The sequence below is a fragment of the Clostridium sp. 1001271st1 H5 genome, assembly GCF_005845215.1.
Classification (GTDB): domain Bacteria; phylum Bacillota; class Clostridia; order Lachnospirales; family Lachnospiraceae; genus Enterocloster.
In genome coordinates this window covers 207,413-231,789 of the sequence record NZ_SPHO01000003.1, presented here as the reverse complement: position 1 = coordinate 231,789, position 24,377 = coordinate 207,413, and the positions used below count along the sequence as shown (strand labels likewise).

Annotated in this window: 20 protein-coding genes; 7 read left to right on the top strand and 13 right to left on the bottom strand. The window is 52.2% G+C overall.

The genetic code is table 11. The features are described from left to right. Positions 1–47: 47 nt before the first annotated feature. The 5 genes from FGS84_RS06110 to FGS84_RS31375 form a co-directional block, all read right to left on the bottom strand. Positions 48–746: an MBL fold metallo-hydrolase gene (locus tag FGS84_RS06110; RefSeq protein WP_138306786.1), complete on the bottom strand. Its 699-nt coding sequence runs from the start codon at positions 744–746 to the stop codon at positions 48–50. A gap of 46 nt (positions 747–792) precedes the next feature. Then, positions 793–1,608: a carbohydrate ABC transporter permease gene (locus FGS84_RS06105; protein ID WP_138306785.1), complete on the bottom strand. Its 816-nt coding sequence runs from the start codon at positions 1,606–1,608 to the stop codon at positions 793–795. A 14-nt stretch (positions 1,609–1,622) separates the two neighbouring features. Beyond that, on the bottom strand, positions 1,623–2,570 hold the full coding sequence (locus tag FGS84_RS06100; protein WP_084414754.1) for a sugar ABC transporter permease: 948 nt from the start codon (positions 2,568–2,570) through the stop codon (positions 1,623–1,625). Between the two features lie 128 nt (positions 2,571–2,698). Beyond that, a complete protein-coding gene (locus FGS84_RS06095; protein WP_347563802.1) occupies positions 2,699–3,877 on the bottom strand; it encodes an ABC transporter substrate-binding protein in 1,179 nt (392 codons plus the stop codon). A gap of 67 nt (positions 3,878–3,944) precedes the next feature. Continuing rightward, positions 3,945–4,097: a hypothetical protein gene (locus tag FGS84_RS31375; RefSeq protein ID WP_243129869.1), complete on the bottom strand. Its 153-nt coding sequence runs from the start codon at positions 4,095–4,097 to the stop codon at positions 3,945–3,947. Between the two features lie 303 nt (positions 4,098–4,400). Here FGS84_RS31375 and FGS84_RS06090 point away from each other — a divergent pair, with 303 nt between their 5' ends. Further along, positions 4,401–6,662: an extracellular solute-binding protein gene (locus FGS84_RS06090; protein WP_138306784.1), complete on the top strand. Its 2,262-nt coding sequence runs from the start codon at positions 4,401–4,403 to the stop codon at positions 6,660–6,662. 169 nt (positions 6,663–6,831) lie between these two features. Here FGS84_RS06090 and FGS84_RS06085 read toward each other — a convergent pair whose 3' ends face one another. Next, positions 6,832–7,686 (bottom strand): MurR/RpiR family transcriptional regulator, encoded by an 855-nt coding sequence (locus FGS84_RS06085; RefSeq protein ID WP_138306783.1) that lies wholly within the window; start codon positions 7,684–7,686, stop codon positions 6,832–6,834. Positions 7,687–7,820: 134 nt separating this feature from the next. Between FGS84_RS06085 and FGS84_RS06080 the strand changes: the two genes are divergently transcribed. Further along, positions 7,821–8,369: a CDP-alcohol phosphatidyltransferase family protein gene (locus FGS84_RS06080; protein ID WP_138306782.1), complete on the top strand. Its 549-nt coding sequence runs from the start codon at positions 7,821–7,823 to the stop codon at positions 8,367–8,369. 17 nt (positions 8,370–8,386) lie between these two features. On the opposite strand, the gene FGS84_RS06075 is transcribed toward FGS84_RS06080, so the two are convergent. Continuing rightward, positions 8,387–9,268: a YitT family protein gene (locus tag FGS84_RS06075; RefSeq protein WP_138306781.1), complete on the bottom strand. Its 882-nt coding sequence runs from the start codon at positions 9,266–9,268 to the stop codon at positions 8,387–8,389. 302 nt (positions 9,269–9,570) lie between these two features. On the opposite strand from FGS84_RS06075, the gene FGS84_RS06065 reads away from it, so the two are divergent. Further along, the gene (locus FGS84_RS06065; RefSeq protein ID WP_138306780.1) at positions 9,571–9,801 is read left to right on the top strand and encodes a permease of phosphate ABC transporter; all 231 of its coding nucleotides are present in this window, start codon (positions 9,571–9,573) and stop codon (positions 9,799–9,801) included. Here FGS84_RS06065 and FGS84_RS06060 read toward each other — a convergent pair. Continuing rightward, positions 9,773–11,152 (bottom strand): MATE family efflux transporter, encoded by a 1,380-nt coding sequence (locus tag FGS84_RS06060; RefSeq protein ID WP_138306779.1) that lies wholly within the window; start codon positions 11,150–11,152, stop codon positions 9,773–9,775. The genes FGS84_RS06065 and FGS84_RS06060 overlap by 29 nt on opposite strands. 238 nt (positions 11,153–11,390) lie before the next feature. Between FGS84_RS06060 and FGS84_RS06055 the strand changes: the two genes are divergently transcribed. From FGS84_RS06055 to FGS84_RS06040, 4 genes are all read left to right on the top strand, one after another. Further along, positions 11,391–11,798, top strand: a complete 408-nt coding sequence (locus tag FGS84_RS06055; protein ID WP_138306778.1) for an Rrf2 family transcriptional regulator — start codon at positions 11,391–11,393, stop codon at positions 11,796–11,798. Positions 11,799–11,961: 163 nt separating this feature from the next. Continuing rightward, a complete protein-coding gene (gene cooS, locus FGS84_RS06050; RefSeq protein WP_138306777.1) occupies positions 11,962–13,845 on the top strand; it encodes an anaerobic carbon-monoxide dehydrogenase catalytic subunit in 1,884 nt (627 codons plus the stop codon). An 11-nt stretch (positions 13,846–13,856) separates the two neighbouring features. Continuing rightward, positions 13,857–14,309: a 4Fe-4S dicluster domain-containing protein gene (locus FGS84_RS06045; protein ID WP_138306776.1), complete on the top strand. Its 453-nt coding sequence runs from the start codon at positions 13,857–13,859 to the stop codon at positions 14,307–14,309. Further along, on the top strand, positions 14,306–15,550 hold the full coding sequence (locus FGS84_RS06040) for an FAD-dependent oxidoreductase (RefSeq protein ID WP_138306775.1): 1,245 nt from the start codon (positions 14,306–14,308) through the stop codon (positions 15,548–15,550). Before FGS84_RS06045 ends, FGS84_RS06040 begins: the two co-directional genes overlap by 4 nt. 165 nt (positions 15,551–15,715) lie before the next feature. Here FGS84_RS06040 and tuf read toward each other — a convergent pair whose 3' ends face one another. From tuf to rpoC, 5 genes are all read right to left on the bottom strand, one after another. Then, positions 15,716–16,909 carry an elongation factor Tu gene (tuf, locus tag FGS84_RS06035; protein WP_138306774.1) on the bottom strand — a complete coding sequence of 398 codons (1,194 nt, stop codon included), beginning with the start codon at positions 16,907–16,909 and terminating at the stop codon, positions 15,716–15,718. 118 nt (positions 16,910–17,027) lie between these two features. After that, positions 17,028–19,145, bottom strand: coding sequence for an elongation factor G (gene fusA, locus FGS84_RS06030; RefSeq protein ID WP_138306773.1), 2,118 nt, complete (start codon positions 19,143–19,145; stop codon positions 17,028–17,030). 48 nt (positions 19,146–19,193) lie between these two features. Then, the gene (rpsG, locus tag FGS84_RS06025; protein ID WP_002568226.1) at positions 19,194–19,664 is read right to left on the bottom strand and encodes a 30S ribosomal protein S7; all 471 of its coding nucleotides are present in this window, start codon (positions 19,662–19,664) and stop codon (positions 19,194–19,196) included. A 302-nt stretch (positions 19,665–19,966) separates the two neighbouring features. Next, complete coding sequence (gene rpsL / locus FGS84_RS06020) at positions 19,967–20,386, bottom strand: 30S ribosomal protein S12 (RefSeq protein ID WP_002568228.1); 420 nt, start codon at positions 20,384–20,386, stop codon at positions 19,967–19,969. Positions 20,387–20,662: 276 nt separating this feature from the next. After that, positions 20,663–24,370: a DNA-directed RNA polymerase subunit beta' gene (gene rpoC / locus FGS84_RS06015; protein WP_138306772.1), complete on the bottom strand. Its 3,708-nt coding sequence runs from the start codon at positions 24,368–24,370 to the stop codon at positions 20,663–20,665. Positions 24,371–24,377 lie beyond the last annotated feature (7 nt).

The following is a 24,377-nucleotide window of genomic DNA, read 5'->3' as shown; positions in this document are numbered from 1 at the left end:
AGGATTCTCTCATCCTCCGCCGGAGCTTTTTCATATTTCACAATGCCTCATCCGGCCTCCGCCACCCGGAAGCCCTTGGACTCCAGCATATCCCTGCACTCCCCATCCAGGTGCATGCAGTATACTTTGTGTCTCAGCTCCTTTGGAACCGTTTCTTCCAGGACGCCCACGTAACAGTGGCTGGGATGGGGCGGATTGTGAAGGGATGTGTCGTGGTACACGGCGTCCAGCTTCCCCTCCTTAAGCATTCCGGCAATCCGCTCCGGCATCCGGGCGGAATCACCGCTGTAATAAATACGCCTTCCTTCCGCCTCCAGAAGATATCCGAAGCAGTCCATGTTGTCCGCATGCTCCACCGGCACCGGCTCTGCCCTGACACAGTCCACTTCACCCGGAAGCTCCCGGTAATAATCGTAAAATCCATCCTTGATGCCCATAAGCCGCAGCAGCTCCACCACGGTGTCCCTGGGATGAATGACGCTGATTTTTCTTCCCAGAATACAATAATTGTAAGAAATCAGGGAGCCCAGGCTTCCCACGTGGTCTGCGTGCAAATGGGTCAGCAGCACATATATCTGCCTGTATTCCCTGAGATTGCTGCGTTTCATCAGAAGCTCGTAAACCGTTTCGCCGCAGTCCACCAGAAACAGGCATCCCTCCGCCTCAAACCAGGCGGATGTATTTCCCATGGCAGGATTAAAGGCGCTGCCGCATCCGAAAAAATGCAGGTCTAAATATTGTTCCATAACGCTCCTCCTCTTATGCTCTCTCATGCCCTCCTTTATTCCTTCATCACTCTTTGATTCCGGCGCTGACAAAGCTGTTCATAAACTGCTTTTGCAGGAAGAAGAACGCTATAAGCAGCGGCAGGATAATGATGAAGGTGGCTGCACAGACATTGGCCCACTGCATGTTGGCCTCCTTGGACTTTGCGAAGATGGCAAGTCCCACGGTCAGTGTACGGTTGGAGGGTGAATTGGTCACAATCAGAGGCCACAGGTAATTATTCCAGTGATAGCTGACGGAAATGACCGCAAAGGACATATAGGCGGGCTTTGCGCAGGGCATATACACCCTCCAGATGGTCTGCCATGTGTTGGCCCCGTCAATCCTGGCAGCCTCGGCCAGGGCCTTTGGTATGGATTTAAAATGCTGTCTCAGCAGGAAAATGGCCAGGGCGCTTCCAAAGAACGGCAGCATGATGCCCACCTTGGTATCGGTGAGTCCCAGGTCAGCCAGGGTCATGAAGTTAGGGGTGATGAGCACGTCATTGGGAATGATAATCTGCATAAAAATGACTGCAAACACCAGGGTCTGCCCCTTAAAATCCATGACAGCCAGCGCATAGGCGGCCAGGGTGGAGGTGACGAACTGCACACAGAAGGTCACTGCCACCAGAATCAGCGTGTTCAGGTAATACTGGGCAAAAGGAATGGCATTCCACACATAGGCCAGGTTCCCAAAGGTAAAGCTGCTGTTGGGAAGAAAGGTCATGTGGAAGGTGGGTTCGCTGAAGGCAGTCCCCACCAGCCATACCAGGGGAGCCAGCCACATAAGCGCCAGGGCCAGGGCGAAAACAGAAATTGCAGTACTTTTAACTTGTTTCATACCGGCTCCCTCCTTTAATTATAATGTATCTTCTTATCCTGGCTGATGAACCTTGGCAGGGACACCACAAGAAGAAGTCCCAGCATGATTACGGTCAGGGCCGATGATACGCCGTAGTTGAAATTGGTGAAGCCCTGCTGGTAAATATAGTACAGAAGCAGGGTGCTTGCATTGTTGGGCGCTCCCTCTGTCATGATGACCACATGGTCCACCAGCTTAAAGCAGTTGGTGAAGGCGATGGTGGACACAAACAGGAAGGTGGGCGCCAGCAGGGGAATGGTGATGCGCCTGAACACGGTCCAGTTGCCTGCCCCGTCAATCCTGGCAGCCTCCATCACCTCGTCGGATATGCTCTGGATACCGGACAGGAAGAATACCATCAGGTATCCGGCCTCCTTCCATACATACATCACCGCCATGGCCGGGAGCACCGTATTCTTGCTGGACAGCACATTCATGGGTTTTAACCCCATGGCTATCAGCAGCTGGTCAAAGAGTCCGTTCTTTGCCATGTAAATAAACATCCACACGCTGGCAATGGCAATCATGGGCATGACCACCGGGTAGAAATAAGCCGTGCGGATAAATCCCACCCGTTTGCCCTTGCGGTTTACCAGAACCGCCAGGCCGAGGCCCACCGCCATACTGGGAATCACCGTCATAAGGGCGAATACGATGGTATTTTTCATCACCTTCCAGAACAGCTTGGAACCGGCCAGCTTCACATAATTCTCAAGGCCGATGAACTCGGCGCTGTCCATACCAAGCTTGTACTTTGAAAGGCTTAAATACAGGCTCCTGAATATGGGGAACACTGTAAATGCCAGCATAAATATAAGCGCCGGGGCCATCAGGGCCCAGGCCGTCGCATTATTCCTGATTTCACGCTGCTTCTTTGTCTTGGTTTTCATCCTCTCACCAGCCTTTTCATATTCCGCCTGCCGGGCCGGGTTTTGTGACACACCCCGGTCTCTTAAGGCGCTGTGTATGCCCGGTCATGGAGGCGGAAACCTTGCCTCCGCCCCACATGGCACCGGGCCACAGCGCCTTACTTGTTCCTAACAGGTATTACGTTCATGTTTCATCCGGTCTATTGATACTCGGACAGAACCTCCTCTGCCTGTTCCTGGGCTGCATCCAGGGCCTCCTGGGCAGACATATCGCCGACCACGGCTGCCTGGATGTTATCATTTAACACCCTCCAGATTTCAGCTGCATTGTATGTAGTAAGCTCAGGCTTTGCGTAGGGAAGCTGCTCGTAAGCAACAGATGCCTGGGGAACCTCTGCATAATAATCCTTAATCAGGTCCGTGTCAAAGCAGGACTGCCTTGTGGCCACATAACCAGTATCCAGGCTCCACTGCGCCGCCCTGTCCGTAGAGGTCGCGAACTTGATGAACTTCCAGGCAGCCTGCACCCTGTCCTCGGAAATGCCGCTGGAGATATAGAAGTTGCCGCCTCCTGTAGGCGCTCCCACTCTCTTGTGGGCCGGAAGGAAGGCTGTCCCGAAATCAAAGTCCGCATTGTCATGGATATTCGCCATATTGCCTGTGGTGTGGTAAATCATGGCCACCTCCCCTGCAAGGAACTGGGTGGGCAGGTCGGTCCACTGTACAATACCCTCCGCCATGCATTTGTACTCATTCTGAAGGTCCAGCCAGAACTGAAGCGCCTCCACATTCTCAGGCGTGTTGAAATACACGCTCTTCCCGTCCTCGCTCATCAGGTTCTGTCCGTCGGTGCTGTTCTGCAGGCAGAAGCCTGTAAACGCCCACTGTGCGGAACCTGAGTTCAGAGCGATTCCCACGCCGTAGCGTCCGTCGTCCGTCAGCTTCTGGCCGTACTCAGCCAGCTCTTCCCAGGTGGTGGGAGGCGCTTCCGGATCCAGCCCCACTTCCTTGAACGCGTCCTTGTTGTAATACAGCACCATGGTGCTTCTCTGGAACGGTATGGAGTAAATCTTTCCGTCCACATAGGAGTCTTCCATGAAGCCCGGAAGGAAATCATCGATATAAGCCTTTCCCTCATCTCCGTCAGCCTCAATCAGTTCGTCAAGAGGCATGGCCATGCCGGTGGAAGCCATGGTGAAGCGCTGGGTGGCAAGGCTTACAAACACATCCGGAGGCGTGCCGCCCTGCATGGCTGTCTGAATCTTTGTCACTGTATCGTCATAATTGCCCGTATAAACAGGCTCCACGAAAATATCAGGGTTCTCTGCATTGAAATCCGCACAGATTTTCTCAATCAGCTGCGCCGCGGAACCGCCCACATTGACCGGGTAATAAAAGGTAAGGTGCAGCGCGCCGTCGTCAGCCTTGGCTGCATCATCCTTGGAGTCATTCGTGCCCCCCCCCGGTTTCCTTAGACTGCTCTGCCGGCGCCCCGTCAGTCCCGGTACTTCCTCCCTTTCCGGAACATCCTGTGACGGCAAGGCCTGCTGCCATGGTCATGGCCAGGACTGCTGCTGCAATCTTCTTTGTTTTTTTCACAATACATACCTCCTCTTATACTATTGGGAATTTGTCATCAGTTCTGTAATTTCATCATAGCATTGTATTTGAAACGTGTCAATATTATTTTAAGGCATTTTGCACATTTAATTTATGTTTTAAACGGATTTTACATTAACTTTTTCTACTTTTTGCATGTTTTTTACATTTTAACGTATTTTAATCAATCCATCCTATATGTGATTGCCCATTTTTATTGAATCGTAGTTACAACAGTTTTACAAATTCTCCGACATATGGTAAAATTGAACCAAACGTATTACTCGAAAGGAGAGCCGGCAGATGACTACCATCAAAGACATTGCAAAGGCGGCCGGGGTGGCCCAGGGCACTGTGTCCAACGTTCTCAACGGAAAGGGAAATGTGAGCAGCGAAAAAATAAGGCAGGTCATGGACGCCGCCGCCGCCCTTGGCTATGTGCCCAATGAACGGGCCAAGCTGCTGAGGAAAGGCCATTCCAATACCCTTGCGGTCATTCTACCCAACATCCGTTCCAAACAATATATAGACTTTTATCTGAGTTTTAAGGCGTATGCTGAAAGCCACGGCTACAGCGTGTCCCAGTACCTGACCAGCGATGACAACCGGGAAGCGGAATACGCAGCCATCCAGGAGGTCCGTTCCTCCATGGCCCAGGGCATGGCCGCTGTTTCCTGCTGTTCCTTCACCGACGTAAATCCTTACCTGGACGAGCAGGGCATGCTGGCAGACCATGTGGTGTTTGCAGAACGCCGTCCTCCCTTTCCGGCCCCCTATGTGGGCTTTGACTACCACAAGGCCGGAAGCGAACTGGCGTCAAGGGCGCTGGAGCGCGGCTTTTCCAGCCTGTGTCTTCTTACAGGCAGTCTCCAGCTGCCCCATGAATCCGACTTCTGCAACGGATTCATGGGAGTCATGGGTTCAGCCGGCTGCCGGGTAAACCACATTCAGACAGACCCGTACCGCAAGCTGCAGAATATCATGCAGATGTTCGGCGGCGCTGCGCCCCAGGCCATTTTTATTTCCAATTACGGCTTTGCCGAGAGTGTCAAGGATATATGGAACACCTTTTATTCCGGGGACAGCCCTGAGATTTACACGGTTTCCCCCATGTTCACCATGCCGGAAAATGACTTCCAGAAATATGAGCTGAACTACCGGCAGCTGGGAAAGATTGCGGCAGAATGCCTGATTGAGGACATAGGACAGGAAAAAAAGGCAAAAACGGAGGCCGCCGGAGAACAGGAGGAACCAGGCCGCCGGGCAAGGCCCCACAGCAGTCATCCCTGTCTGCTGCTGGAAAATTCCGGTTTCAGGGACTGGTTTGCAGGCATCCTTATCCCTTCCTCCAAGAAGCCCCTAAATGTACTGACCCTGGACAGTCCCAGCGCTTACACCATGCGCAACCTGTCCCGCATTTACACAAAAAAGACAGGGGTTCCCGTGAACATCACCATCTATTCCTATGAGGAGATATACGAGGCATTCAACCACATGCGCCACGACTCGGTCTTTGACGTGCTGCGTCTGGATGTGACGTGGCTGTCCTGGTTTGCGGACAAAATTCTGCAGCCCCTGGACCAGATTGACCCCCACATCTCCAGCTGCCTGGACACCTTCCTGGACGGGACCATCAACCAGTATTCCATTGTCAGAGGAAGGGTATACGCCCTGCCGTCCACCCCCAGCGTACAGCTGCTTTATTACCGCAAGGATCTGTTCGAAAGTCCCATCTACCGCAGGATGTACCACGAAACCTACCGCCAGGAGCTGAGGCCGCCCCAGGATTTCAAGGAGTTCAACCAGATTGCACGGTTCTTCACTAAGGCCTGTACCCCATCCTCCCCGGTGGAATATGGGGCCACCATGACCCTTGGCTCCACCGGAGTGGCTGGTTCCGAATACCTGGCCCGCCTGTTCAGCCACCAGGAGAATCTGTACGGCGGGGACTGCCGGGTCACGCTTAATTCCCCTGCAGCCATCGGCTCCCTGAAGGAGCTCATTGCCCTGAAGGAATACTCGGACCCCAAGTACTGTTCCTGGTGGACCAACACAGCCACCACCTTTGCCGGAGGCAATGTGGCCATGGCCATCCTGTACAGCAACTATGCCTCGGACCTTTTAAGCCACTCCTCCCGTGTGGCGGGAAACATCGGGTACGCCCTGACGCCGGGCAGCAATCCTGTCATTGGAGGCGGTTCCCTGGGCGTGGCCAAGTATACCAGACGGCCCGAAGACGCCCTTTCCTTCATCAAATGGATGTGCAGCGAGCCGGTGGCCTCTGCAGCCACTCTGCTGGGCAGCGTGTCTCCCTGCCGCAAGTCCTATGACAATTACGAGATACTCAATACCTTCCCCTGGCTGAACCTGGCCAAGGACGGGTTCGGCCTGGCGCACGGGCGCCGCACTCCTGAATTCTCCACCCAGCCCTTTGATGAGCGCAGCTTCCTGAGCATCATAGGCATGGCAGTAAAAAATGCCTACAGCCAGGTCATGACGCCAGAGGACGCACTGAATTATGCCCAGAAGCTGTACGATGAGCAATTCCTCCATACTGATTTATAATAAAAAGCGTGTCTTAAACCAAAGGTTCCAGGCAGACTCCCTGATTATGGGGCGCGGCCTGGAACATCTGTGTTTAGACACGTATCTGATTGGTTTTCTGATTGGTTTCCTGATTGGTTTCCTGAATAATTTTCCGTTTGGTTTCCGCGGGCTTCGTACCTTCCCCCTCTCAGCACAGCTTTGCCATGACAGATGCCGAGGTCTTTTCATTGTTCACGCTGCACCGGTCGTAGTAGGTCCTGTAATATTCCGTATACAGCATGTCAATCAGAAAGAGCTGGCTGATTTCCGCCGAGGACGAGCCTGCCTGCAGGGGGCTTTCGTTGGCGCCGCACAGGAGCGTCAGGTCCGCATAGGCCGTAAGCGGGGATTTGATGAACCGCGTTACGCAGACAATGGCCGCCCCTGCCTGCCTGGCCAGCTGGGCCACATGGATGGTATCCTTGGTCGCCCCGGAATAGGAGAAAATAACAGCCACCTCGCCCCTGGACATGGTGGATGCCATCATGGCCTGCATATGGGAATCAGGCGAGCAGTAAACCTTCGGCTCAATCTTAAGGAACTTATCCGCCGCCTTCATGGCCGTTGTCATGCTGGTGCCCACTCCGTAAAAGCAGATGCGTCCGGCCTTGTGGAAGGACTCGATAACCCGTCTGAACACGGCCTCCTTTAACAGGGACTGAGTCTCCTTAAGGGCCTTTATATTGGAATTCAGCACCTTCTCCGCCACCTGTGAGAAGGAGTCCTCCAGGCTTATGTCGCTCTCCATCTGTCCGAACCCCTGCTTTCCTTCATGGAGGCTCAGGGACAGAAGCATCTTAAACTCCTGGTATCCTTTGCAGTTCATGGTTTTGCAAAAGCGGAACACACTGGTATCCCCTACCCCGCAGGCCTCAGCCAGCTCCGTGATGGACATGAACAGAACTTTCCTGGGGCTGCCCAGGATATAATCAGCCACCTTTTTCTCCGCTTTTGTAAACTGGTTATACCCGCCTCTTATTTTCAACAAAAAATCTTCTGCCATTTTCCTTCCTCCTTATGCCGCCCGCCCTATGAAAATTTAATTTAATCTTATTATAAAAAAAAATATTTCTTTTAGCAAGAAATGTAGTAAAATTAAATTAAATAATTGCCATTTTCAAAGAGGGGGGCTGTATTATGAGGCGTATTTCGAAAAAAGAGCTTTTGTCCATCCCCAACCTGATGGGGTATTTCCGTTTAATCATGATTCCTGTATTTGTGTGGCTGTACCTGAAAGCCTCCACAGACGCAGACTATTACAGGGCTGCCATTGTCATGGGCGTCTCCTCAATCACCGACATGTTCGACGGAATGATTGCCAGAAAATTCAACATGATTACAGAGTTCGGCAAATTTCTGGACCCGCTTGCGGATAAGCTGACCCACGGGGCCATCCTGCTCTGCCTGTGGAGCCGTTATCCCCTGATTCTGCTCCTTCTGGTACTCTTTGTACTGAAGGAAGGCTTTATGCTGGTCATGGGAGCCATCAAGCTCAGGGAAGGCAAGAAGCTGAACGGCGCCAAATGGTTCGGCAAGTGCTGTACCGCACTGCTCTTTGTGGTGCTGTTCCTCCTGCTGCTCTTCCCCCATATGTCCTTAATTGCGGTCAATGCGCTGATTCTGCTGTGCGCGGCAGCCATGGCCATTACCCTGCTGCTCTACATACCCGTATTCCGCAGCATGTGATGCAGGCTGCATGTGCTTTACTGCCGGGCATCCTTATACACCCTTTTCAGGGTAAATCCTCTTCCCCTTACTTCATTAATCTGGTTGATAATCATGAAGGCTTCCGGGTCCTCATCCATAACCAGATTGTTAAGTCTGGGCAAGTCCCTCCTGGAAATGACTGCCAGTATCATTTCCTGCTCCCTGTGGAGATAACCGGTCTCCATGTGCAGAAGGGAGGTTCCGCAGTCAATGCGCTCCGCTATGAGGCGGTTGATTTCCTCATGCTTTCTGCTGACAATCTTCACCTGTATCCTGGCATTACCCGACATTAGGACCTGGTTAAGCACCATGGTGTATACAATAATCAGTATGATTCCGTAGAGAATGGCGTGGGAATCAGCCGCAATCAGCTGGAGCCCCAGAACCACACAGTCCATAAGATACAGGGTCATGGACACATTTACATCCAGCTTTTTCTTGAGCACCAGGGCAGGTATGTCCATGCCTCCGGTGGATGCTCCGGCCCGCATCACAATACCGATTCCTCCGCCAATGAGCAGGCCCGCATATAGCACTGCCACCAGCTTCTCCTCCAGCACAAAGCCACCGAATCCGCTTCCCTCCAGCACGCCCAGGATGACCGGGTATATAATGGTGCTGAGTACGGTCGTCAGGGCGAACTGCTTCCCCAGCACCCATGCGCCCAGAAGGAACATGGCCGCGTTGAACACGCTGACAAAGAGACTGATGGGGATGCCCAGGGTATGGTTCACAAAGAGGGCCAGTCCCGTGGTCCCCCCGGTAATCAGCCCGTTTGGCACGATAAACAGCACCACTGCCGCTGCGTACATCACATTTCCCAGCACAATCTCTCCCAGGCTGAATGCAATCCTGGCCGTTGTTTTTTTCTTTTCCATGATTTTAGTCCTTTCTCACTGCATCGGAATAAATTCGCAAATTAAAAGACGGCAGATTTCTCTGCCGTCCTGATGCTCCGATTCTTCTATATATAGGCTCCCGTTTCTGCCCGGGCCCTTCCCTGTATGCTTTCAGTACCATTATGTTCTGTCCGTTCTCTGTTCCGTATAGTAAATCCTGCATTTTATGGTAGCATGTTTTTTCGAACCTGTCAAGGACCCCTTCCATCCGGCCCTTCCTTGTGCTAAACTGTAGGTATAAGAAACCATATAATAAGCGCTCAAAAGAAGGAGGAACACCTATGAAAAAACTGATTCGCTGCGCCAACCAGTACATCTGGGAGTCCGACTGGAAAACCATCGGACTGTTAAAATTCTGTCTCCTGTCCCTGGGCATCTGCATCGGCATGACCGTGCCTGCGGAAAAGAAAAAGACGGTCCTGCGAGCCGTCTTCCTATCTTTTGTCATAAGTTATATACCGCTTACAGCCAGGTTCATCCGGATTATCCGGTCTGACGAGGGAGACTGGTAGAATCCCCCTTTCCCCGCAGCAGCGGGTCCCGGTTCAGCACCTTCAGATATATGCCGCAGAGCAGGATTTGGAGCAGGGTGGAGGCAGGTGTGGCCAGCCCGATTTTAAACAGGGACACCGGTACCAGGCGGCTCATGAGATAGGATACCGGTATGCGGACCCCAAAGGCCCCTGCGATTCCCTGAAACATGACAAAGGCAGTCCTTCCGCACCCGTTAAAGAAGCCTGTCATGCAGAACATGAAGGACACCAGCAGACAGTCAATGGCATATGCCCGCAGATAGTCCGCTGCCGCCAGCACCACCTGCCGGTCCCTGGAGAAAACGCCTGCCAGCACATCCCCATGGAAAAATGCAAAATATGCCAGGAACACCCCTACCCCCAGGGAGGTGAGTATGCCGTACGCCAGGGCCCGTTTGGCCCGGTCCGGCCTTCTGGCGCCGATATTCTGGGCTACAAACGCCGACATGGCCTGTCCGTAGGCAGACGGCACCAGCAGTACGAAACCGCAGAGTTTTTCAGCCACGCCCACACCGGCGGACGGAATCACTCCCAGCGTATTGACAATGGCGGATATGACCAGGAAAGATATGGACACCAGCACATCCTGGAAGGCAATGGGGAATCCCAGTTTTACCACCCGGCCGGCCAGCTGTCTGTCATAGCGGATGCTCTCCTTGCGAAAGGCAAAGGGGAGCTTTTGTTTCTTTATAATCATAACTGACAGCACCACGCTGACTGCCTGGGCAAAGACCGTGGCTATGGCCGCTCCGGCGGAGGCCATGTGGAATACTCCCACCAGCAGCAGGTCCCCTGCGATATTTACCAGACAGGCAATGGACACGGATATAAGGGGAAGCCTGGAATTTCCCAGTCCCCTGAATATACTGCCCAGCAGATTGTAGGCCACGATGAACAGCGAGCCCGCGGAACATATCTTCACATACACCGCCGTACTGTCAAAGGCCTCCCTGGGCGCCCGCATCCATGCAGTGCAGGGAACCGCCAAAAACTGCATGGCCCCGGTGACCAGGATGCCGATAACTGCGAATATCCATATGCTGGCGCCCATGACCCGGCCGGCTTCCTCAGGCTGCCCCTCCCCAATCCTCCTTCCCAGAAGAATGGTGGTACCCATGGCCAGCCCCACAATGGCCGTTGTTATGGTCTGCATAATCCAGCTGCCCGTGGACACAGCAGACACCTCCGCGGCATGGCTGAACTGCCCCACAATCATCATATCCACTGCCCCGTACATGGTCTGCAAAAACAGCGCCGCCAAAACCGGCAGCGCAAATCCCATCAGAGATGTAAGAATGTTTCCCTCTGTCAAGCTGTGCTCTCTGCTCATGATACCCCCTGTTTATCCACAATCCGTTTTATCCACAATCCTGTTATACCAAATGGGCTTTATCCCCAAAAACAGTGTGCTTTTGGCGTAAAAGCCGGATGGAGAATTAGCATACCACATTGCCCCTGCAGTGTCAACAATTTGTATAAAAACCATTTTTATACTTGATAATTTTTGTCAACTTTGTTATAATAGTATATATGATTTGTTACATTTTTAACAATAAGGTGGCCTTACTATGATGATAACACGTGAATCCGACTATGCAATCCGCATCATCCGCGCCCTGAAGGATGGGGAACAGCTTACCATTGAGCAGATATGCCTGCGCGAAAAGGTGCCGAAGCAGTTTGCATACAAGATACTGAAAAAGCTGGAGCGGTCCGGCCTGGTGTCCATACGCAGGGGCGCCGGTGGCGGGTGTATGCTGAGCCGGAGCCTGGAGGGCCTGACCCTTCTGGACATTATACAGGCTGCGGACGAGGAATTTTTTCTCAACCCCTGCCTGGGCGGTCAATTCCAGTGCGGCTATGCCGCCAATTCCAACGGCTGCAGTGTCCACTGGGAACTGGCCAGGGTGCAGCATGTGCTGGAGGAGGAACTGCGGCGCACATCTCTGGAACAGCTTTTCAACGGACCGTGCTGATATCCGGCTGCTCCATCTGTTCCCGGCTTTCCCACCTTCCCCGGCTGTCTCAGCTATTCCCGGCCAGTACAGCCTTTTTATTCGTTTCTAAAGTAGATAATTTTTATCCACTTTACAATATATTAACCCACCAAACCATACAGTTAAACAGGAGGTATCCATCATGAATCATTGTTACAGCTGCACCACCTGCAAAAGCGCAGACAAACCACTGGAAGGTTACATAGCAGGTCTTCCCATGGAAACATCCCACCACAGGGTTGAAGGACAGTCCGTCAAATGCGGCTTCGGCCTGCAGGGCGTATGCTGCCGCCTCTGTTCCAACGGTCCCTGCCGCATCACGCCTGAAGCGCCTCATGGAATCTGCGGCGCTTCCGCCGACGTAATTGTGGCCAGGAATTTTCTCCGCGCCGTGGCTGCAGGTTCAGGCTGCTATATCCACGTAGTGGAGACAACCGCCCTGAATTTAAAGCAGACAGCCCTGTCCAAAGGCCCCATAAAGGGAATGAATGCCTTAGAGCATCTCTGCGGACTCTTCGGAATCCCCCAGGGCGACCCGCACACCCGTGCCGCAGCCGTGGCCCAGGCAGTTTTAGACGACTTATATCTTCCTGACTACATCCCCATGAAGCTCCAGCAGAAGCTGGCCTATGCCCCCCGGCTGGCCAGATGGAAGGAGCTGGGAATCCTGCCCGGAGGCGCCAAGTCCGAGGTCTGCGCAGGTGTGGTAAAATGCTCCACCAACCTGAATTCAGACCCAACGGACATGCTGCTGCACTGCCTTAAGCTGGGCATTTCCACCGGCGTATACGGGCTGATGCTGACCAACCTGATCAATGACGTTATGCTGGGCGAGCCCGAAATCATCCCTGCCCCGGTAGGCCTTGGAGTCATTGACCCGGACTACATCAACATCATGATTACCGGACACCAGCACTCCATCTTTGTCCATCTCCAGGAACAGCTTAAGGACCCCAAAATCCAGGAGATGGCGAAGGAAGCGGGAGCCAGGGGATTCCGTCTGGTGGGATGCACCTGCGTGGGCCAGGACCTGCAGCTGCGGGGCGTCCACTATCAGGATATATTCAGCGGACATGCAGGCAACAACTACACCAGCGAGGCTGTCCTGGCCACAGGCGCCATTGACGCTGTACTCAGCGAGTTCAACTGCACCCTTCCGGGCATTGAGCCAATCTGCGACCGTCTGAATATAAAGCAAATCTGCCTGGACGACGTGGCCAAGAAGCAGAATGCCCAGTTAAAGCCCTTTGTGTTTGAGGACCGCGAACGCATCAGCCGTGAAATCCTGGATGAGATACTGGAATCCTATAAAACCCGCAGAGCGGAGGTTCCTTTAAACCTTTTCCCGGAGCACGGCAATGCCAACACCATCACCGGCGTCAGCGAAGTATCCCTGAAAAAGTTCCTGGGCGGCAGCTGGAAACCTCTTATTGACCTTATTGCATCCGGGGATATCAAGGGAATCGCCGGGGTGGTCGGATGTTCCAACCTGACAGCAGGCGGCCATGACGTGCTGACCGTGGAACTGACAAAGGAGCTGATTGCCAGGGATATTCTGGTGCTGACAGCGGGATGTTCCTCAGGGGGCCTGGAAAACTGCGGTCTCATGACACCTGAGGCAGCCAGCCTGGCAGGTCCCAGACTCCGGGCGGTCTGTGAATCCCTTGGAATTCCTCCGGTGCTGAATTTCGGCCCCTGTCTGGCCATCGGAAGGCTGGAAATGGTTGCCACGGAACTGGCCCAGGCCCTTAACATCGATATTCCTCAGCTCCCCCTGGTGCTCTCAGCCGCCCAGTGGCTGGAGGAACAGGCACTGGCAGACGGCGCTTTCGGACTGGCCCTGGGCCTGCCCCTCCATCTGGGACTTCCTCCGTTTATCACCGGCAGCAGCCTGGTGACAAAGGTCCTCACCGAAGACATGAAGTCCCTTACAGGCGGACAGGTAATCGTAAACAGCGACGCTGTCCGGTCCGCGGATATCCTTGAACAGATTATCATTGAGAAAAGACAGGCATTAAACCTATAGGAGGGGTGGCTATGAAACGGATATGGATTGACGCCGGCAAGTGCGACGGCTGCCTGAACTGCACACTTGCCTGTATGAATGCCCACAGGGCGGACAAAGGCAGTATATATGATTTGGACCTGACAGACCCTTCCAATGAAAGCCGCTGCTTCATACGGCGGCAGCCGGACGGTTCCTACCGCCCAATCTTCTGCCGCCACTGCGATGAACCGGAATGCGCCAGCTCCTGCATGAGCGGCGCTCTATCAAAAAACCCGGAAACAGGAATGGTGGAATACGATGAAAAACGATGCGCCGGCTGTTTTATGTGTGTGATGAACTGCCCCTTTGGTGTCCTTAAGCCTGACACCTCCACCAGAAGCCGCATCATCAAATGCGACTTTTGTAAAGACAGCGGCGGCGAACCCAGCTGTGTAAAGGCCTGTCCCAAAAAAGCAATCTGGATTGAGGAGGTGCAGTCATGAGATATGTTATCGTAGGAGCCGGCCCTGCCGGCATCAGCGCAGCCAGGACACTGCGCCAGCTGGACAGGGACGGTGAAATCATCCTGGTATCAAAGGACAGCCAGGTCCACTCCCGCTGTATGCTCCACAAATACGTGAGCGGCCAACGGGATGCAGAGGGAATCAGCTTTATCTCTCCCGGCTTTTTTGAAGAAAATAACATCACCTGGCACCCCGGTAAGGCCATGGTGGGGCTGGACTGCGGTGAAAGCTGCATCCGTCTTGACGACGGCTCTTCCCTCTCCTATGACAGGCTCCTCCTGGCCAGCGGCGCCTATTACCTTCTTCCGCCCGTACCTGGTCTTAAGGAGGCGGGAAATGTCTATGGCTTCCGTGATTTATCCGACGCCCAGGCCATTGACAAGGCTGTAAAGCCCGGGACCAAGGCGGTGATAATCGGCTCCGGCCTGGTGGGCATGGACGCAGCCTACGCCCTTATGGAGCGTGGAATCTCCCCTGTAATCGTGGAAATGGCTGACCGCATCCTTCCCTTGCAGCTGGATGCCAAAGCTGCCGCTGAGTACCAGAGGCTCTTTGAAGACCACGGATGCAGCTTCCGGCTGTCAGCCAGGGCAGCCCGGACCCGCCTGGATTCCCAGGGCAATGTAAGCGCCCTGGTTCTGGAAGACGGGGAAGAGCTGGCCTGCGACTTTATCATTGCAGCCGCAGGGGTCCGCCCGGAAATCCGTTTTCTGGAGCACTGCGGCGTGGAGACAGGCAGGGCCGTCACGGTGGACCGGTATCTTGCTACCTCTGTTCCAGGAATCTATGGAGCCGGGGATGTATGCGGCCTGTCCGGCATCTGGCCCAATGCCATGAAGCAGGGCGTTATTGCCGCCAAAAACATGTACGGCATCTCCACTCCCTATGAGGACACATATGCCATGAAGAACACCATGAACTTTTTCGGCCTGCCGGCTCTCTGCATCGGGGACATTAACCGGCTGGACAGCACCACCATGACCATAACAGAGGAGGACAGCAAAAACTACAGGAAAGCCCTGGTGGAGGACGGCGTACTGAAAAGCATACTGTTGGTGGGAAATATATCCGGCAGCGGCATTTACCAGTATCTGATTAAAAACCAGATTAAGCTGCCAACAGACGGCCGGAGCATCTTCAGACTGTCATTTGCTGACTTCTATGGCTTTGACACCTCAAAAGGAGCCTATACATGGGACACGGACCTGTGCCTGGGATGATTTGGTTCACATTTTGGTAAACTGATAACTGCTTGGGGACAGCCTTCACCCCATGCATCACAAAAACCCCCGGAAGATTATCTTCCGGGGGAATCTTACTGTTTGGGCATAATATCAATTCAGATATATCAATTTATGATAAATAAAGGTATAAGCTTACCGGGATTATTCGATGATGCTTACAACTCTGCCGGAACCAACGGTTCTTCCGCCTTCACGGATAGCGAAACGAAGACCCTGCTCCATAGCTACTGGATGAATCAGCTCTACGGTCATCTCTACGTTATCGCCAGGCATACACATCTCAACACCCTCTGGCAAATCGCAAACGCCAGTAACGTCAGTTGTTCTGAAGTAGAACTGTGGACGGTAGTTGTTGAAGAAAGGAGTATGACGGCCGCCCTCGTCCTTGGTCAGAACGTAAACCTGAGCGGTAAACTTGTTGTGGCACTTAACGGAACCTGGCTTGCACAGACACTGTCCTCTTTCGATTTCAGTTCTCTGAACGCCACGCAGCAGAGCGCCGATGTTATCGCCGGCCTGAGCCTCGTCAAGCAGCTTACGGAACATCTCGATACCAGTAACAACGCTCTTGCGAACATCCTCATGGATACCGATGATTTCAACTTCGTCATTCAGGTGCAGAGTTCCACGCTCTACTCTACCGGTAGCAACAGTACCACGGCCGGTAATGGTAAATACGTCCTCTACAGGCATCAGGAATGGCTTGTCTGTCTCACGAACTGGGTCTGGTACCCACTCGTCAACAGCCTTCATGAGCTCAAGAATCTTGTCGCCCCACTCGCTCTTGGGATCTTCCAGTGCTTTCAGAGCAGAACCCTGAACTACAGGAGTGTCATCGCCTGGGAACTCATATTCATTCAGCAGGTCTCTGATTTCCATCTCTACTAATTCAAGCAGCTCTGGGTCATCAACCATGTCGCACTTATTCATAAATACAACGATATAAGGAACGCCTACCTGACGGGACAGCAGGATGTGCTCTCTTGTCTGAGCCATAACACCATCGGTAGCAGCTACAACCAGGATAGCGCCGTCCATCTGAGCAGCACCAGTAATCATGTTCTTAACGTAGTCAGCATGTCCTGGGCAGTCAACGTGTGCGTAATGCCTGTTCTCTGTCTCATACTCAACGTGTGCAGTAGAGATAGTGATTCCACGCTCTCTCTCTTCTGGAGCCTTATCGATATTCTCGAAAGCAACAGCCTCGCCGGTACCTAATCTCTCATGAAGAGTCTTTGTGATTGCTGCGGTTAAAGTTGTTTTACCATGGTCAACGTGTCCGATGGTACCAATGTTACAATGAGGTTTGTTTCTTTCAAACTTAGCTTTAGCCATTTTATAACGTCCTCCTTAATTTGCGCCCTGTATAGTGGGCTATTATAGTTAATGTCAGGCTATCAACCATTATATTCTATTTTCCTTTAGTTTACAAGCCTTTTATCAAGAATCTATCTTATTTCTTGTGGTCGGAAAGTACTTTTTCCTGTACATTCTTCGGAACCGGTTCATACTTATCAAAGAACATGGAATAGTTTCCGCGTCCCTGTGTTCTGGAACGAAGATCCGTAGAATATCCGAACATTTCTGACAGCGGAACGTATGCGCGGACCATCTTGCCGCCTCCGATGTCTTCCATACCCTCAATACGTCCACGGCGTGAGTTGATATCACCGATAACATCACCCATGTAGTCTTCCGGCATGGTTACTTCCACCTTCATGATAGGCTCAAGCAGGATTGGGTTGCCCTTGTGCATAGCTTCCTTGAATGCCATGGAACCGGCAATATGGAATGCCATCTCAGAGGAGTCAACCTCATGGTAAGAACCATCGTATACATCAGCGTGAACGCCCAGCACTGGGAATCCGCCAAGGATACCGGTCTTGCATGCCTCTTCAATACCTTCTCCTACAGCAGGGATGTATTCCTTCGGAATAGCACCGCCCACAACGGAGGAAGTGAACTTGAAGGTTTCTTCTGCGTTTGCTTCCATTGGTGTGAAGTGAACCTTACAGTGACCGTACTGTCCACGTCCGCCGGACTGCTTCGCATACTTGCTGTCAACATCAACAGCCTTGGTAAATGTCTCCTTGTAAGCAACCTGAGGCGCGCCTACGTTTGCCTCAACGTTAAACTCACGGAGCAGACGGTCAACAATAATATCCAGATGGAGCTCGCCCATACCGGAGATAATGGTCTGGCCAGTCTCTTCATCGGTACGTACGCGGAAGGTCGGGTCCTCCTCAGCCAGCTTAACCAGCGCATCGCCCATCTTATCCTGGCTTGCTTTGGTCTTAGGCTCGATAGCGATATCGATAACCGGCTCTGGGAATTCCATGGACTCCAGGATAACCGGATTCTTCTCATCACAGATGGTATCACCGGTGGAAGTCACCTTAAAGCCAACTGCTGCTGCGATATCACCGGAGTAAACCCTGTCCAGCTCGTTTCTCTTGTTGGCGTGCATCTGAAGGATACGTCCAACACGCTCCTTCTTGCCCTTTGTTGCATTCAGTACATAGGAACCGGAGTTCAGGCTTCCTGAATACACGCGGAAGAATGCCAGCTTACCAACAAATGGGTCGGTCATGATTTTGAATGCAAGAGCAGCAAATGGCTCATCATCAGAGGAATGACGCTCAACCTCGTTGCCGTCCAGGTCAGTACCCTTTATAGAAGGGATATCCAACGGTGAAGGCATAAATTCGATAACTGCATCCAGTAACTTCTGAACGCCCTTATTTCTGTAAGCAGTACCACAGCATACCGGAATAGCGGCACACTCACAGGTAGCTTTCCTTAAGGCTTTCTTAAGGTCATCATTGTCAGGCTCCTCGCCCTCCAGATATGTCATCATTAAATCGTCATCCAGCTCGCAGATTTTCTCTACTAACTCGGAACGGTATAACTCGGCATCATCCTTCATATCCTCAGGGATATCAATGATGGATATATCGTCGCCCTTATCATCATTATAGATGTAGGCTTTCATTTCAAACAGGTCAATGATTCCTTTGAAATCATCTTCCTTGCCGATTGGCAGCTGAATGCAGATTGCATTCTTGCCAAGTCTGGTCTTAATCTGGTCTACTGCGCCGTAGAAATTCGCACCCAGAATGTCCATCTTGTTGATGAAGGCCATACGGGGTACATTGTAGGTGTCTGCCTGACGCCATACATTCTCAGACTGTGGCTCTACACCGCCCTTTGCACAGAACACGCCTACAGCGCCGTCCAGTACACGCAGGGAACGCTCAACCTCAACAGTGAAGTCAACGTGTCCTGGAGTATCAATGATGTTGATACGATGCTCTAATGCACCTGGCTTCGGCTTGCAGTTTTCCTGCAGGGTCCAGTGACAAGTGGTTGCAGCGGAAGTAATGGTGATACCTCTCTCCTGCTCCTGAGCCATCCAGTCCATGGTAGCAGTACCTTCATGGGTATCGCCAATTTTATAGTTTACACCAGTGTAATACAGAATACGCTCAGTCGTTGTGGTCTTACCAGCATCGATATGGGCCATGATTCCGATATTCCTGGTTCTCTCCAATGGATATTCTCTTCCAGCCAAGGGATTTTCCTCCTTAAATAATCAAACAGGTTAAACACATTCCAGAGATTAGAAACGGAAATGTGAAAATGCCTTGTTTGCTTCTGCCATCTTGTGCATGTCTTCTTTCTTCTTTACAGACGCACCTGTGTTGTTGGCAGCATCCATGATTTCATTTGCCAGTCTGTCCTTCTGGGTCTTCTCGCCTCTCTTACGGGAGTAGAGGGTAATCCAGCGAAGAGCCAGTGTCTGCCTTCTCTCAGGCCTAACCTCGATTGGCACCTGGTAGGTAGCTCCACCGATACGTTTTGCCTTAACTTCCAGAACAGGCATGATGTTGTTCATTGCTTCTTCAAAAACTTCCATAGCGTCCTTGCCGGTTGTCTCTGCAACACGGTCAAATGCGCCGTATACAATTTTCTGTGCAACACCCTTCTTACCATCTAACATAATGTTGTTAATCAGCTTGGTAACAACCTTGTTATTGTAGATTGGGTCTGCCAGAACGTCTCTTTTCTGAGTATGTCCTTTACGTGGCACGTTACTTCCCTCCTTAATAGAACTGTTAAAACCTGCGCTGCAGATTCCTAACAGCGTTTCATTAAATCATAGGTACTCACATTGAGCGCCTGACGAGGTCTCTCACGAGTCCAGCGATCAAGTGCACCTGCGAAACGGACGCGTCTTTTTGCGCGACACCACGCATGGTGCTTCCTTGTATCTCCCGCCTGGCCCACTTATGTGTCTCATGCACGGTACTACAATATATAATCCTGCAACCTACAGGTCAATATCATCATTCCGGCATAATTCCTACAAGTTAAATTTGCGGTCTAACTAAATTATTTCTTCTCTTTTGGCCTCTTAGCGCCGTACTTGGAACGGGCCTGCCTTCTGTTTGCAACACCTGCTGTATCCAGGGTACCTCTTACGATATGATATCTGGTACCTGGAAGGTCCTTTACTCTTCCTCCACGAATCAGTACAACGCTATGCTCCTGAAGGTTGTGACCCTCTCCTGGGATGTAGCTTGTAACTTCGATGCCATTGGAAAGACGTACTCTGGCAATCTTTCTGAGTGCTGAGTTAGGCTTCTTAGGGGTAGCTGTCTTAACAGCTGTACAAACACCACGCTTCTGTGGAGCGGAAACCTCTGTAGCCTTTTTCTGTAAGGAGTTGTAACCCCTCTGCAGAGCAGGTGCAGTAGACTTCTTAACGCTGGTCTGTCTTCCCTTTCTCACTAACTGGTTAAATGTTGGCATTCTTTTCACCTCCTGTGATATTGTCTGCGGTTGCTGTATATCAGCTTTTTGCGCACGAAAACATTACGTGTTTCAGCACGCCATATCATTATATACATGCAAAAAAATTCTGTCAAGGAATTTCTTTATTTTTTTCGCAATTTCCAGCTCCAATCCCCTTGAAACACGCCTGGCAGGGCAGTATATGCCTTAATAACAGCAAAAAACAGCAGAATCCGCACACAAAAAAAATGCTCCGGGAAGAAACATTTTATGTCCCTTCCCAGAGCATTATGATTATTCTTCCTCTATGACAGCGTCTTCCTCATCCACATCCGCCATATCGTCCATTCCCAGCACTTCCTCGGCAACATTGTCCTCAGTGAGCCCGCTGCCGCTCTCATCCTCAGAGGAGAGTACCAGTTCGTCGTCCTCAGACAGCATGATTTCATCGGAAATCAAATCGTCTGTGTCCAGCTTCACCTTGCGGTAACGCTTCATGCCCGTACCTGCCGGAATCGGCTTGCCGATGATTACGTTCTCCTTAAGGCCAATCAGGTGGTCCACCTTGCCGTTGATGGCTGCCTCGGTCAGAACCTTGGTGGTCTCCTGGAAGGATGCTGCTGACAGGAAGGAATCCGTTGCCAGGGATGCCTTGGTGATACCCAGCATGACCTGTCTGCCTTCAGCCGGCTTCTTGCCGTCGGCAATCAATGCCTCATTCATCTCGTTATAATCCAGAACATCCATGGATACGCCCGGCAGCACATCGCTGTCGCCGCTCTCCTCAATCTTGATTTTCTTAAGCATCTGGTGAACAATCATCTCAATATGCTTGTCGTTGATTTCCACGCCCTGGAGACGGTATACACGCTGTACTTCCTGGAGCATGTAATCCTGCACCGCACGGACACCCTTGATTTTAAGGATATCATGGGGGTTAATGCTGCCCTCTGTCAGCTCGTCGCCGGCTTCCAGCACCTGGCCGTCCATTACCTTGATTCTGGAACCATAAGGAATCAGATAGGTCTTGGCATTGCCGGTTTCATTGTCGGTTACCGTAATCTCGCGCTTCTTCTTTGTATCCTTAATCTGCACTACGCCGCCGAACTCGGTGATGATGGCAAGGCCCTTTGGCTTACGGGCCTCGAAAAGCTCCTCCACACGGGGAAGACCCTGTGTGATATCGCCGCCGGCCACGCCGCCCGTATGGAAGGTACGCATGGTAAGCTGTGTACCGGGCTCGCCGATGGACTGTGCCGCGATGATGCCGACAGCCTCGCCCACCTGTACAGGCTGGCCCGTTGCCATGTTGGCGCCGTAACACTTGGCGCACACACCGATATGGGACTTGCAGCTGAGGACGGTACGAATCTTTACAGACTTTCGTCCTGTCTTATTCAGCACCTTCATGACAGCTGCTGCGCGCTTCGGCGTACACATATGGTTAGCCTTGACCACAACCTCTCCCGTATCCGGGTCAGTGATGGTCTCAGCGATATAGCGTCCTGTGATTCTCTCTTCCAGGTCCTCGATTACTTCGTTTCCATCCATGAAAGCCTTGATTTCCATGTATGGGATATCCCTGCCCTCGCAGCAGTCCACTTCACGGATAATCAAATCCTGTGATACGTCTACCAGACGTCTGGTCAGGTAACCTGAGTCAGCCGTACGCAGAGCCGTATCAGACAGACCCTTACGTGCTCCATGAGCCGAGATAAAGTACTCCAATACGTCCAGTCCCTCACGGAAGTTGGACTTGATAGGAAGCTCAATGGTATGGCCGGTGGTATCTGCCATCAGTCCCCGCATACCTGCCAGCTGCTTAATCTGCTTATCAGAACCACGGGCTCCGGAGTCAGCCATCATGTAGATGTTGTTGTACTTATCCAGGCCGGTCAGCAGGTCGTGTGTCAGCTGGTCATCGGTGGTCTTCCAGGTCTCGATAACTTCTTTGTAGCGCTCTTCCTCGGTGATGAGTCCGCGGCGGTAGTTCTTCGCAATACGGTCCACGGTTGCCTGTGCTTCCTCAATCAGCTTGGGTTTGCTCTCAGGCACGGTCATGTCGGAAATGGATACGGTCATGGCCGCCCTGGTGGAATATTTATATCCAATGGCCTTGATGTCATCCAGGGTAACGGCTGTCTGGGTTGCGCCGTGTACGTTGATGACTTTTTCAAGAATCTGCTTTAACTGCTTCTTTGCAACGTGGAAATCCACTTCCAGCTTCAGCTCGTTCTCCGGAATGCTTCTGTCCACAAATCCCAGGTCCTGGGGAATGATTTCATTGAAGATAAAACGTCCAATGGTGGATTCAATGGTTCCCGTCTTCACCGTGCCGTCCGGCATGGTCTTGCTGACCCTTACCTTAACCCGTGAATGCAGGGTTGCCTCCTGGTTCTCATATGCCAGGATTGCCTCGTTGACACTCTTAAATACCATGCCCTCGCCCTTTGCTCCCGGACGTTCCTGGGTCAGGTAGTAGATACCCAGCACCATATCCTGGGAAGGAACAGCCACAGGGCCGCCGTCAGAAGGCTTTAACAGGTTGTTAGGGCTTAAGAGCAGGAAACGGCACTCTGCCTGGGCCTCTACGGACAGGGGCAGATGGACAGCCATCTGGTCGCCGTCAAAGTCAGCGTTGAAGGCCGTACACACCAGGGGATGCAGCTTGATGGCCTTGCCCTCTACCAGAATAGGCTCAAATGCCTGGATACCAAGTCTGTGGAGCGTAGGGGCGCGGTTCAGCATAACGGGATGCTCCTTGATAACATCCTCCAGCACATCCCACACCTCGGGCTGCAGCCTCTCTACCATTTTCTTGGCGTTCTTTATATTATGGGCGGTTCCGTTGGAAACCAGCTCCTTCATTACAAAGGGCTTGAACAGCTCAATGGCCATTTCCTTTGGAAGACCGCACTGGTATATCTTAAGTTCAGGTCCAACCACGATAACGGAACGTCCGGAATAGTCCACACGCTTGCCTAACAGGTTCTGGCGGAAACGGCCCTGCTTACCCTTTAGCATATCGGAAAGGGACTTAAGAGCCCTGTTGCCCGGGCCGGTTACAGGCCTGCCGCGGCGTCCGTTGTCAATCAGGGCGTCCACTGCCTCCTGGAGCATACGCTTCTCGTTGCGGACAATGATATCCGGCGCGCCAAGCTCCAGCAGTCTTGCCAGACGGTTGTTCCTGTTGATGATTCTTCTGTATAAGTCATTTAAGTCAGAGGTGGCGAAACGTCCGCCGTCCAGCTGTACCATGGGACGGATATCCGGCGGGATAACGGGAATCACATCCATAATCATCCACTCAGGACGGTTGCCAGAGGTAAGGAATGCCTCCACTACCTCCAGCCTCTTGATGATTCTTGCGCGCTTCTGTCCGGTGGAATCCGCCAGGGCCCTTCTGAGGTCAGCGGAATCCTTCTCCAGGTCAATGGCCTTAAGCAGCTCCTGGATGGCCTCGGCGCCCATTCCCACACGGAAACCGCCGGTGCCGCCGTACTTCTCCACTTCCTCCCTGTACTCCTTCTCGGACAGGACCTGCTTATACTGCAGGCTGGTGGAGCCTGGGTCCAGAACAATATAGGATGCAAAGTACAGCACCTTCTCCAGTGTCCTGGGGGAGATGTCCAGAATCAGGCCCATACGGCTGGGAATCCCCTTAAAATACCATATATGGGATACGGGAGCAGCCAGCTTGATGTGGCCCATACGCTCTCTACGGACACTTGCCTTTGTCACCTCTACGCCGCAGCGGTCGCAGATAACACCTTTATAACGAATCTTTTTATATTTACCGCAATGACACTCCCAGTCCTTACTAGGCCCGAAGATTCTCTCACAGAACAGACCGTCCTTCTCAGGCTTCAATGTCCTGTAGTTGATGGTTTCCGGCTTCTTCACCTCACCGTGGGACCACTCCAGAATCTTATCAGGGGAGGCCAGACCAATCTTAATGGCATCAAATGTCATTGGATGATAAGTTTCATTAGTTTCTGGCATGAGCATT